This window comes from Luteibacter sp. P4_D7_3, assembly GCF_056401735.1.
This window is the reverse complement of sequence record NZ_JBFUIT010000122.1, coordinates 1-11,001: the sequence shown is the minus strand read 5'-3', so window position 1 is coordinate 11,001 and position 11,001 is coordinate 1. Positions and strand designations below refer to the sequence as shown.

Genomic DNA, 11,001 nt, shown 5'->3' with positions numbered 1-11,001 from the left:
CCCTCGGGGCGATAAGACAAAGCGATCGGGGAAAACGAGTGAGCTACGCCGCCACTTTGCCATGGACGCTCGAAAAACTGGACCTCTCGCGGATCGACATCGAGAAGGTCAGGCATAACGAAGACCTGTTCCTGCTGCTGTGCAGCTCCTCGTTCGTCGAGAGCGGCTCGGACCTGTACACGCATCTCCTGGTCGACCACTTCGCCGGCGACGAGACGCTGCAAGCGTGGCTCCGTGACCACTGGGAGCATGAGGAAATGCAGCACGGCCGCGCGCTGGCGGCTTATGTGCGCCACGTGTGGCCGGAGTTCGACTGGGAAACCGGTTTCCAAAGCTTCTTCGCGCACTACGGTTCGGTCTGCACGCCCGACGAGCTCGAGCCCAACCGTGGCCTGGAACTGGCCGCGCGTTGCGTCGTCGAGACGGGAACGGCGAGCCTGTATCGTGCACTCAACGAAGTTACCGACGAACCGGTATTGCGCGAACTGACGAACTACATCAAGAGCGATGAAGTCCGTCATTACAAGAACTTCTACCAGCACTTCCGCATCTATCGCGAGCGCGACAGGATCGGTCGATTCAGCACCTTGCGCACCTTGCTCAAGCGCCTGAGCGAGATCAAGAACGAAGACAGCGACATCGCGCTGCGTCACGTCTTCAACGTTCGCCATCCCGACAAGGCACATGACGACGCCGAGTTCCGCCGGGTCGCGGGTCGTGCGGAAGGTCTGCTCAAGAAGCACCTCCCCGCCGAGATGACGGTAAAGATGCTCCTGCGGCCCCTCGACCTGCCGGCCCGACTCAACACCATGCTCGAGTGGCCGCTCACGCGAATCACCGAGAAGCTGTTCCTACACTGAAGCCAGCTCAGCGATGCACAAGGTGGGCGCCATCGCATCGGCGATGGCGCACTTGCCATGTAGGAGCCGATTCATCGGCGATGGCGCACTTGCCATGTAGGAGCCGATTCATCGGCGATGGCGCACTTGCCATGTGGGAGCCGATTCATCGGCGATCGGGCGCTCGCGCAGGCGTCACTTCTTCTTCGGAAGCGGCGCCCACTTGTCCCCGTCAAAACCACCGGTCTCAAACGTCAGCGTCGTCTCACCACGACCGACGGTCACCACGTCGATGGTGATCCGCTTGGTCTTCGCCATGTCCTTGATGAACTGTGCGTCGTTGCGGAATAGCAGCGCCGGCTCGCCCGTGGGTGGGCGGAAGGCCTTCAAGGTCTTCGGTTTGCCGTCGAAGGTCGCCTTCAGCGTGCAATCGCCCTTGCAGACGAAACCCTTCCCCGCCGTGGCGTAGAGGAACGCGTTCTGGCCCCAGGCCGTATGCCGGCGCAGGATCAGCCGTACCGATGCCTCCCCCGTCGGGCTGCTGGACTGGATCGTCGCCGTGCTCTGCGTACCACCCTCCATGGGTGAGGTCTGGTAGAGCCACAGGGCTGTCAGGCGCGCCTTCTCGCTAGTGGCCTTGTAGTTGGTTTCGAGGTTGTCGAGCGTCTTCTTCACCTCGGCGGCTGCGGGCGTATCCGGGTACTTGTCGACGATCTCGTGGCCGAGCTGCACGGCGGGGCCGTCGTTATGCAGCTTCAACAGCTGTTGGTAGGTCTCGAGCTTCTTCGCCGCTTCGTCGGCCTGGTTGTTCGCCGGTGCCTGCTGTGCGGCCTGGGGCTCGGACTGCTGCGAACAGGCGGCCATCGTGGCGGTGGCAAGGAGAACGGCGAGCGGAGCGAAACGGCGCATGGCGATGGCATCCCGGAGAACGAACCCCTAGCTTCGCCCTTTGGCGCGGCTGCTGGCAAGGCGGGCGTAGAATCCCCCGACTCCCCAAGGACCACCCATGTCTTCGTCGTCCCCCGAAGCGGTATCCCTCCTTCGCCACCGCGCCTTCCTGCACTTCTGGTTCGCCAAGAACGCCTCCAGTTTCGGTTTCCAGATGATGTCGGTCGCGGTCGGCTGGCAGATCTACGAGATCACCCATCGTGCCCTCGACCTCGGCCTCATCGGCCTGGTCCAGTTCGTGCCCTCAGTGCTGCTGGCCCTGCCGGCCGGCCATCTCGCCGACCAGTTCGACCGGCGCCGCATCGTCACGATCTGCCAGTCCATCGAATGGCTGGCGATCGCCCTGCTCGCTATTTTCAGTCTCACGGGGCACATCAACGAGTTGGGAATCCTCGCCCTGGTGTTCGTGATCGGTGTCGGCAAGGCGTTCGAGTTTCCCGCCCTGCAGTCGATGCTCCCGGCGCTGGTACCTGCGTCCGTGCTTCCCCGTGCCATGGCCTCAACGGCCTCAGCGGGCCAGGCGGCGATGATCGCCGGCCCCGCCCTGGGCGGCCTGCTGTATGTCGCCGGCCCCGGCACCGTCTACTCGGTCTCGGCCGTGCTCTACCTCGTCGCTTTCACCTTGATGTCGCGACTGTCGTACGACCACCAACCACCCCGTCGCGAGCCGGCCACGCTGAAGACCCTGTTCGCTGGCGTGCATTTCATACGGCATCGCCCGGCTGTCTTCGGGGTTATCTCCCTGGACCTCTTCGCGGTGCTGCTCGGCGGCGCCACGGCGCTCCTGCCGATCTTCGCCAAAGACATCCTGCATACCGGTCCGTGGGGCCTCGGCCTGCTTCGCGCCGCGCCCGCGGTCGGCGCACTGCTGATGTCCGTGTGGCTGGCGCACAACAGCCTGACGCGGCGAGTGGGGCCGATCATGTTTGCCTCCGTGGCGGGCTTCGGGGTCGCCACCATCGTTTTCGCCCTCTCGTCCACGCTCTGGCTGTCGCTGGTCGCGCTGTTCGCCCTGGGCGCCTTCGACATGGTCAGCATGGTCATTCGTGGCGCACTGGTGCAGCTGGAGACGCCTGACGACATGCGCGGGCGGGTCAGCGCGGTCAACGCCATCTTCATCAACACCTCCAACCAGCTGGGCGAATTCGAGTCCGGCATACTTGCCGCCGCACTCGGTGCAGTAAATGCCACCCTGATCGGGGGCATCGGCACCCTGGTCGTGGTCGGCCTGTGGACCTGGTGGTTCCCATCGCTGCGACGCCGCCAGGGCCTGGTGTCAGACCCCGAGCCCATCGAAGGGGCCAGCGGCACCATCTGACACGGCGCCAAAAACGTGCTAATAGAGTGGACGTCTATACCGCCAAAGGGGATGTCCACGATGAAGCGCCTGCTCGCCGCCGCCCTTCTCACCCTTGTCGCGCCGGCCTATGCCGCGCACGAGGGTCCTGCCAGCCTCGATGCCGCACTTGCCCAGGGCAAGCGCGAGCACAAGCCGGTGCTGGTCGATTTCCAGGCGGTCTGGTGTTACTCGTGTTACTACATGGCCAGCCATGTCCTCAACGGCAAGGAATGGGACGATCTCGGCAAGAAGATCGTTTTCTACGAGGCCGATGCCGATAAGCCGGCCGACAAGGCATGGATGAACAAGCTCAACGTCCATTTCCTACCGACCTATGTCGCCATCGGTCCGGACGGCGAAGAGCTCGGACGCATCCTCGCCGAGCAACCTCGTGAAAAGTTCTACCCGCAGATCGCGGCACTCCTCTCCGGTGACGCACGCCTCTCGCACCAGAAAGACGAAGCGGTGAAGGGATCGCTCGCATCCGTGGCCGAGGTGCTCGACACCTACCAGCAGCGTTACCAGGGCAAGGAAGGCATGGCCTGGTTCGATACCTTGCCAGCCATGGTTCGTAACGTTTCCGATCAGGACAAGCGCGTCGCGCTGGCCAAGCAGCAGCTGTTGCTGCTCGAAGGCAAGGCCAACAAGAACGATACGGCCATCGCCGCGGCAGCGACCAAGGTGCTCGCCGGAAATATCGGCTGCGATCGTCCCTATGTGCTCGATGACCTGATTGCCGCGACCGCTGCGCAACCGCCGGCGACACGGCAGGCCTCGCTCTCTCCCCAGAAACCCGCCTTCGACGACTACCTGGCGACACAGATCTTCGTCGCCTCGCCCACCTGTGCCGACCAGCGCAGCGCCGTCCTGACTGCCGCCGACCTCGACGCTGCCATCGGCGACACGACGGGCGAGCAAGCGGTACTGCGCAGGGCGATCGACCTTAGCCGCGAGAAGTTACGCGGCGACCTCAAGAGCGATCGCAACCTCGCCGACAACCTTCGCGTCTATCTTGTCCGGGCGAAAGCTGGCGATGAACTCGACACACTGGAGAAGCAGCTGATCGCCGCCTATCCGAATGACTACGTGTACAACTATCGTTACGGGCGTCGTCTCGTCGAGAACGGCAAGTTCGCACAAGGCTTGCCATACCTCGAGACAGCAGCGAAGAAGGCTTACGGTGCCAACACGATCAGCGTTGCAACGTATCGGGTGAAGGCATTGCACGCGCTGAACCGCGATGCGGAAGCACGCAAGCTCGTCGCCGCGACGGTGGCCGCGCAAGGCACCGCGTTCCCGGAGCAAGCGAAGAAACTACAGGAAACCTTGCCCGCAACGTAAGCAGACACCGCTCTTGTAGGAGCCGATTCATCGGCGAAAAGGCCCAGCTACGTAGCAATCCTTATCGCCGATGAATCGGCTCCTACAACGGCATGCAGCGCATCACGTCTGCGACGTACCGTAAACCACGGAATCAAGGTGCTCCACACGCGCAATGGTGTCCAACGACACCGTCGCAGACCACTCCGGCCGATCGTTGTCGATCAGCTTCACCACACCGTTGATCCCCTCGGTGCCATCGGCATCGACGAAGGTCTGCGTGGTGGGCACGACAGCGACGATGCCCTGGATCGTCGAACCATCCTGCAGATGGATGAGGACCTTCGCGTTATCGCGCAGCTCGTGGATCAACGCCTGCAGTCGCCCGATCGTGCCCTTGTCGGTATGAATCGTGTCGGCTTCGCGGCCCATGGCAGTGTCCTCGTGATGGCAGACCACTGACGCTACTCTCCGGCCGTCGATGGAATGTGCACGGGGCGCACTGCTACGCTGCGCCCTCTTCCACGCGCGGGCCAGCCATGATCACCGTCCATCACCTGAACAACTCGCGCTCCCAGCGCGTCCTGTGGCTGCTGGAGGAACTCGGCCTGCCGTACGAGATCGTGCGCTACCAGCGAGACGCCAAGACGATGTTGGCGCCCAAGGAGCTACGCGCCATCCACCCCCTCGGCAAGTCGCCCATCCTCCAGGATGGCGAGGTGACGCTGGCCGAGTCGGGCGCCATCGTCGAATACCTCCTCGAGCGCTACGGACGGGGCCGCCTGAAGCCTGCCGTCGGCAGCTCCGACTGGCTGCGCTTCATCTACTTCCTGCACTACGCAGAGGGTTCGGCGATGCCGCCCTTGCTGCTCAAGCTGGTCTTCGTCCGCATGGAGACGGCGCCGGTGCCGTTCTTTGCCAAGCCGGTCGCCCGGATGCTCGCCAAGGGCGCGCAGAAGGCCTTCGTCGACCCCCAGCTCAAGCTGCACCTGGACTACCTCGAGAGCGAAATCGGCAAGTCCGAGTGGTTCGCGGGCAATGAGTTCACAGCGGCCGATATTCAGATGAGCTTCCCCTTGGAGGCCGCGGCCAGCCGGGGCGGTCTCGACGCATCGCGGCCGAAGCTGCACGCCTTCCTTGAGCGCATCCACGCGCGCCCGGCCTACCAGGCGGCGCTCACCAAGGGCGGCAAGTACGATTTCGCGTGATAACGACGAGCCTGAATCCCTGTTCAATCGGGCACTTGCCTGTTTACACGACCCTCACGACCCGGGCCGCAAAGTCGGTTCCCGTCAGCAACGCTTGAGAGGGAGCCATCCAATGAGCAGAAATCGTGAGTTCGCGCAGCAGGTCGAAAGCGCCGTCAACGGCGTCTCCGGCCGCGTTCGCCACTACGCGGATGAGGCGACCGGCGCAGGCAGCGACCTGCTCGAGCGCACCCGTCGCGTCACCAACAAGTTCGCCAAGCGCAACAGCGGCAGCAGCCAGAAGGTTCGCTACCTGGCCGAAGATCTCGCCGATGAAGCGACGTATCAGTACCGTCGTCTGCGTAAGCAGGTGCGTCGTAATCCGGGCGTCACCATCGGTATCGCCGCCGCGGCTATCGGGACGTTTCTCCTGATTCGTCATGCGTTGCGCAGCGACGACTGAGCGCTAAGCATCGTTGAGAAGTAGAGGCCGGGAGCGATCCCGGCCTTTCTTTTGCTTGTTGAATGGCATGGCTTGCAGCTTGCCGAATTGCGGTAGGCGCACTTACAACGCATTGCCTATGTGCGCGAGCACCTGACGCGAATAGATTGAAGCGACGGCGTGTATGGCACGTCGCATTGCAGGGAGTGCAAACCATGAGCTACATCAATTCTTCGCGCGAGGCATTGCCGCCACCGACCCTTCCGAACGGCGAACTCGCAGCCAACGCCAGAAGCGCCACTTTCACGGTAGGCCCGTGGTCTGGGTTCCACGAGGGCGACACAGTGCAGATCCTTGGCGGGTTCGGCAACGAGGTCTTGGGCACTGCGGTAGTCACTGCGCGCAAAGCCCTCCTCGGTGGCTCGACGAAGGTCAACTCCGTGGACGTGCCTGTGCCTGCCGAGAAGCTTCGCGGCCTGGGCACCGGGCCTCGCTATGTCAAGGCGCGGTGGGTTCAGAACGGCGGGGGCTTCGGAGACAAGGTCTCGGCAGAGACGACCGTCCAGATCCGGGGCTGACGGATCCTGCCTACGTCGTTCACATCGCCTGCCTCTGATCGGCCAAGCGCTTCGCGGCAACGATTGATCGGCTGGGGCTGAATTGAGGCAAGGCCAGGAGCGATCCCGGCCTGCCTTACTGGAGCCGAAGCCTGGCCTTACCGACTACGGCTTGAGTATTTACGTCTATTCAGACATGAGGACTTCTTCGACCTCGGGATTCTGCTCCGCGAAGGACTGAGCAGAGACGGCGTCAACCACGTGCGCAGCAACATAAGCGCAGCCGTCGGCGACCGTCTTCCCTCCAAGTGCTACCGCGAGATCGAGCATTGTCCGACGAACCGTGGCTTCGAGTTCCGGTTGCTTACCATCGGCTACCGCGGCCATCTTCTCCGTCGAGATGCCGGACGCGCTCATAATCCTGTTCGCCTGAGCCAGTTCCGTCCTGTGCTTAAACTGAAAAGCACGCACGTATGCCGTCAGATCGATACCTTCAGCCCGACAGACATCCCCCGCGGTGCTGCCGTTGACGGTGTAAAAGCCTATGAAATGCGATGCCGCGTATTTCTTGGTGTCGGCCTTCGATAGTCCCTTCATGTCGGTCGCCGCAGTGCCCGGCAGATCTGCCGCGGCCGACAGTAAAGGTGTTGATTGAGCGACTGCGCAAAATAGGGCGAGCGCCGGAAACAGGAGTGTCGTTGTGATGCGCCTATCTGACATGGTTACTTTCCTTGATCCTGTAAATACACACTGTCGAACTGTGGGAGCCGATTCATCGGCGATGCCCTTGCAGAACGTCACATCACCGGCCCTTGCTGCGCCATCTGCGCACTCCGCTCCTGACTCTGCTGCGCGATCTGATCCATCTGCTGATCGAATTGTTGAATCTGCCTGATCGACTGCTCGGACTCTGGCGGGGGAGTGCTCATGTCGACCACGGCGGGCGTCGCCGTCAAACCATGCGAGCCGATGGTCAACGTCATGCTGTCGTAGTCCATATGCAGACCGCTGAGGTTGCCAGCGTTGATCCGGTGCCGGTGGCACGCAGCGGTGAACTGCATCAGGCGCTCTTCGGCTGCATCCGGGAGACAACTCTGCAATTTATTGTAGAGCGCGTGATCGGCGCTGTTCGGATTGCGTGGGTCGCTGCGGGAGGGCTGAGCCAACATTGCCGGCACGGATGCCCGCGACACGGTGTCTTGCATCGGTGACTCGTACGCGGCCATGGCGGGCGAAGGCGTCGCGATCTGGGATACACGAGCCTCGGTGTGCATCCTGACCTGACCCGGCTGCTGCAACTCTGCAATAAAAGCTTGCCCCTGAATCCTGTTGCAAGTCGCGTCGTCGGCCTGCCCCGTTACCGGCAGCGCATGACTCGACTGGAACCTCGCCACGGCTGTCTGAGTCGCCACGTCGTAAACGCCGTGGGTGGTCAGCGGCTCGCCTGCCATGTCGCGGATACCGAGCGTGTTGAGGTTCTTCTGGAGCGTGCGGATGGCGTTGTCGTCAGCTTGCTCGAAGGCGGTAGCCTGCGAGGGCCTCACGACAGGCGCGGGCTGTACCGGCGCGGAAGCCGAAGGTTCGAGCGCGAAGGATTTTTCTCTCGACAGGGGCGCTTCCTGCTCTCGACCGACAACCGCCTCCCTCTCGATATTGAGCATGTGCAACTGCTTATTTGAAGCCTCGAGCGGAACCTCGAGAGCTTTCAGCGCATCGATGCTCGCCGTCCTGGATCGAGGATTGTTGATGTCATCACCGAAAACCTCATACGCCTGGAGTGTCGGTCGCTCCGGGCTGAATTCCTTACCGAACCGGACATCCTCGATGGCCGTCATGTCACTGCGCTTGGCCTCGATGACGAGGCCTGCGGTCAGCTGGTCGACCTGACCACGATTAAGGCCAATGCCTGCGCGAGCATGTAACTCCATAAGCTGCACGCTGGCCGAGCGATACATGCCGTGATCGGGATGCGTCGGATCGCTGAGCTCACGGATGGCATCGGGGCCATGGACGCCCACGAGATATCGGGGGCCGATCTGCGAACCAATATTGGGGTCGAGCGGATCGGGCGGCGCGCAGAGAATGATCTTACGCTTGTCGTTACAGTGCGGCGGCGACGCCTGCGAGCCCATGATGTCGCGGTAGCCATAGTCACTGAATTCCGAAGTGCTATAGATGAGCAAATGATCTTCGGACCGATGGATCTGGAACATCTCGGGATCGGTTGGCACCAACATTCTATGTACTAACGGCTTATCGCTAAGCGCGTTCAGGTAGTCGGCCACGATGTTGAAGGTAAGAATCGAAAGGCCGTCACGATGGTAACTGCCACCGATATCCGAGTGAGCGCCGGGTACGGTGACGCCGACGAACCGACCGTCCGCCGAGCGACCAGGCCGGATAATCTGGGTGGATGGAAACGCATTGCGACGCTCGTCACGGGCAGTAATTTGTATTCCCGTTACCGTGGAGCTAGTGGGCTGCCGATCATAGTTGTTCGGCACACCTGTCCCGACGGGATCGAAGAGGATTTCGCCCATAGCGATCCGGCCAGGCGCACGCAGGGGCGCAAGGTTCCACTTGACGATATCGGGGCCGAACGCCTGGTGGATGACCTCTCTTCCCTCAGGGTTCTGGATACCCATCTCCTGAACTTTGCGCAGGAATCCGGCGGCCTGCTCTGCACCGCGACTGAAACCGGTAGCCATCAGTCTGATATCAGCGTTCGGATCCGCCTTTAGCCACTCGTGGGCGCGCTCACAAAATTTAAAGTACATCCATTCAATTCGCTCTTCGTAGGATGCCCCCGTGGCTCCGTCGAGCGTCCTGGCGAGAATATCCTCCTGCGTGCCGGCGCCTTTGATGTACTCCGCATGCAACCGAGGATCGACACCGCCCACGTGTCGTAGCTGAAGATGCAGCTTGCCGATGTTCGTCGCATGCTCCGGGTCCGCCCAAAGGTCGTTTCCCGTACCATCGAAGTTTGCAATGTATAGACGTGAGCGAGGGTCAGACGAGCTAAACATGTGCGGAACGGACAGACCTCCAACTTCCTGAGCCGCCTTTGCGTACAGCTTTCGATCAGCTGCCATCACTGGGTCCGTTCTCACGGCATCTTGCAGACGACCACGAATGTCGCGCTTATGCTTTTCCACCACGTCCATGTACTCTAGTTAAAATGTGTGTGAATACGCCACGATCGGATCGGTTCGAAGGTTGCTGAACCTGTTTGTAGGATCGATGGGGTGAAGTAGGTAGATCCATGCTTTCATGTAGACATGTATAGAGCGGCCCTCAACCACCAGAACGATATCTGGAGCGCCGGGAGGCACGCGGAGGTTTACGTCGTTGACGTCCAGATCAGGCGCATAGCGAACCGTTCGAGAGCGAAATATCTCGCCGAGATCGATCTTCTCGTCATGATTCGTGCCGTCCTTCGACGTCCATACAACGCGAGCAACTGAAGGAAACTCGAGGTTCCCCCAGCCACCCGAAAGATTGTTTCGATCGCGCTCAGTGAATGAGCCGCTCGGCGATCCGCTATTCACAATGTAGGCGTTGCCGTAGAGCACGCGACACCTCAGCGTGTCGAAACACCTGGCGCCGAAGCTGTGGTCGTAGAACGGGATTTTCAGCACCCCATTTTCGACCTTCGACTTCATGTGCCACGACTTGATTCCTGAATGACACCCGCTCGTCACCGTCATGGCAGCTGCCATGGCCAGATATTTCATATCCATTGTTTCTTCCTCCCTTATATCGTCGCCATTCGTTTCAGCATTCGGTGGCGCAATGGCTAATTCGGGCCTCCGTTTGACCCCCAACGGAACGCCGCCCGCCGGCAACGGACCGAGTTCACGACGCGTCTGCGCATTGACTATCTCGACATCGCGTAACAGCTGGAGGTCGTAGGGCCGATCTGCAGCGGTTAGCCGATGTACGACCTGTAGCGACGAAGGGCGCACGCCTTCGTCCTCATCGAACCCGTCATTTGCCACGGTCGCTCGCGTCGGTCCGATCATGCGGCGCGAGCTCGCTTCGGCGACTCAGTGAATGGATCCGTCGATTTCGGCCCGCCCGATGTCGTCAGAGCCATCGATTGCGATTGCGGTTGCGCTTGCGGTTGCGGTTGCGCCTGCGTCTTGCGTCGAACGGCCACGGGCGGAACACCCGCACGCTCCTTGAACATCTTGTCCTTGAAGAACCAGTTCTTCCTGGCTCGTATCGGTTTGCACCCCTCGTAGAAGATCAACTCCTCGTCGGCCGGCAACTCCTTGATCTCCTGTGGCAACAGCAAGGCGCGGCGCTCTTCGCTGTGGCTGGTCGACACCTGGTGAGAGCCGTTGCCTCGACTGGTGTTCCTATGTTC

12 protein-coding genes are annotated in these 11,001 nt (G+C 61.5%); 6 read left to right on the top strand and 6 right to left on the bottom strand.

The genetic code is table 11. The annotated features are described in order from the left end of the window. Positions 1–860, top strand: an 860-nt coding sequence (locus AC1DSN_RS12235) for a ferritin-like domain-containing protein (protein WP_477330885.1), incomplete at its 5' end; no start/stop codon positions are given. Between the two features lie 174 nt (positions 861–1,034). Here AC1DSN_RS12235 and AC1DSN_RS12230 read toward each other — a convergent pair. Beyond that, a complete protein-coding gene (locus AC1DSN_RS12230; RefSeq protein ID WP_063570520.1) occupies positions 1,035–1,748 on the bottom strand; it encodes a hypothetical protein in 714 nt (237 codons plus the stop codon). A gap of 97 nt (positions 1,749–1,845) precedes the next feature. Between AC1DSN_RS12230 and AC1DSN_RS12225 the strand changes: the two genes are divergently transcribed. Together AC1DSN_RS12225 and AC1DSN_RS12220 are read left to right on the top strand one after the other, a co-directional pair. Then, positions 1,846–3,105: an MFS transporter gene (locus AC1DSN_RS12225; RefSeq protein WP_063570519.1), complete on the top strand. Its 1,260-nt coding sequence runs from the start codon at positions 1,846–1,848 to the stop codon at positions 3,103–3,105. 60 nt (positions 3,106–3,165) lie between these two features. After that, positions 3,166–4,467, top strand: coding sequence for a thioredoxin family protein (locus AC1DSN_RS12220; RefSeq protein ID WP_477330883.1), 1,302 nt, complete (start codon positions 3,166–3,168; stop codon positions 4,465–4,467). A gap of 102 nt (positions 4,468–4,569) precedes the next feature. Here the strand turns inward: AC1DSN_RS12220 and AC1DSN_RS12215 are convergent, their stop codons facing one another. Next, positions 4,570–4,878: a DUF3247 family protein gene (locus tag AC1DSN_RS12215; RefSeq protein ID WP_063570517.1), complete on the bottom strand. Its 309-nt coding sequence runs from the start codon at positions 4,876–4,878 to the stop codon at positions 4,570–4,572. A 107-nt stretch (positions 4,879–4,985) separates the two neighbouring features. On the opposite strand from AC1DSN_RS12215, the gene AC1DSN_RS12210 reads away from it, so the two are divergent. The 3 genes from AC1DSN_RS12210 to AC1DSN_RS12200 all read left to right on the top strand — a co-directional run bounded on the left by AC1DSN_RS12210 (position 4,986) and on the right by AC1DSN_RS12200 (position 6,653). After that, on the top strand, positions 4,986–5,654 hold the full coding sequence (locus AC1DSN_RS12210; protein ID WP_477330880.1) for a glutathione S-transferase family protein: 669 nt from the start codon (positions 4,986–4,988) through the stop codon (positions 5,652–5,654). A 112-nt stretch (positions 5,655–5,766) separates the two neighbouring features. Beyond that, positions 5,767–6,096 carry a hypothetical protein gene (locus AC1DSN_RS12205; RefSeq protein ID WP_477298178.1) on the top strand — a complete coding sequence of 110 codons (330 nt, stop codon included), beginning with the start codon at positions 5,767–5,769 and terminating at the stop codon, positions 6,094–6,096. Positions 6,097–6,290: 194 nt separating this feature from the next. Beyond that, positions 6,291–6,653 (top strand): hypothetical protein, encoded by a 363-nt coding sequence (locus AC1DSN_RS12200; protein ID WP_477298176.1) that lies wholly within the window; start codon positions 6,291–6,293, stop codon positions 6,651–6,653. A gap of 165 nt (positions 6,654–6,818) precedes the next feature. Here the strand turns inward: AC1DSN_RS12200 and AC1DSN_RS12195 are convergent, their stop codons facing one another. The 4 genes from AC1DSN_RS12195 to AC1DSN_RS12180 all read right to left on the bottom strand — a co-directional run. After that, positions 6,819–7,352, bottom strand: coding sequence for a hypothetical protein (locus AC1DSN_RS12195; protein WP_477298174.1), 534 nt, complete (start codon positions 7,350–7,352; stop codon positions 6,819–6,821). Positions 7,353–7,429: 77 nt separating this feature from the next. Beyond that, positions 7,430–9,796 carry a phospholipase effector Tle1 domain-containing protein gene (locus tag AC1DSN_RS12190; RefSeq protein WP_477330878.1) on the bottom strand — a complete coding sequence of 789 codons (2,367 nt, stop codon included), beginning with the start codon at positions 9,794–9,796 and terminating at the stop codon, positions 7,430–7,432. Positions 9,797–9,805: 9 nt separating this feature from the next. Continuing rightward, complete coding sequence (locus AC1DSN_RS12185; protein WP_477297945.1) at positions 9,806–10,654, bottom strand: hypothetical protein; 849 nt, start codon at positions 10,652–10,654, stop codon at positions 9,806–9,808. Continuing rightward, the coding region (locus AC1DSN_RS12180) for a type IV secretory system conjugative DNA transfer family protein (protein WP_477330876.1) at positions 10,651–11,001 on the bottom strand (351 nt) is incomplete at its 5' end. The genes AC1DSN_RS12185 and AC1DSN_RS12180, both read right to left, overlap by 4 nt.

Coding starts and splice junctions, on each gene's coding strand:
- AC1DSN_RS12225 (WP_063570519.1), top strand. CDS start 1,846: ATGTCTTCGTCGTCCCCCGAAGCGGTATCCCTCCTTCGCCACCGCGCC.
- AC1DSN_RS12185 (WP_477297945.1), bottom strand. CDS start 10,654: ATGATCGGACCGACGCGAGCGACCGTGGCAAATGACGGGTTCGATGAG.
- AC1DSN_RS12210 (WP_477330880.1), top strand. CDS start 4,986: ATGATCACCGTCCATCACCTGAACAACTCGCGCTCCCAGCGCGTCCTG.
- AC1DSN_RS12200 (WP_477298176.1), top strand. CDS start 6,291: ATGAGCTACATCAATTCTTCGCGCGAGGCATTGCCGCCACCGACCCTT.
- AC1DSN_RS12220 (WP_477330883.1), top strand. CDS start 3,166: ATGAAGCGCCTGCTCGCCGCCGCCCTTCTCACCCTTGTCGCGCCGGCC.
- AC1DSN_RS12215 (WP_063570517.1), bottom strand. CDS start 4,878: ATGGGCCGCGAAGCCGACACGATTCATACCGACAAGGGCACGATCGGG.
- AC1DSN_RS12205 (WP_477298178.1), top strand. CDS start 5,767: ATGAGCAGAAATCGTGAGTTCGCGCAGCAGGTCGAAAGCGCCGTCAAC.
- AC1DSN_RS12190 (WP_477330878.1), bottom strand. CDS start 9,796: ATGGACGTGGTGGAAAAGCATAAGCGCGACATTCGTGGTCGTCTGCAA.
- AC1DSN_RS12195 (WP_477298174.1), bottom strand. CDS start 7,352: ATGTCAGATAGGCGCATCACAACGACACTCCTGTTTCCGGCGCTCGCC.
- AC1DSN_RS12230 (WP_063570520.1), bottom strand. CDS start 1,748: ATGCGCCGTTTCGCTCCGCTCGCCGTTCTCCTTGCCACCGCCACGATG.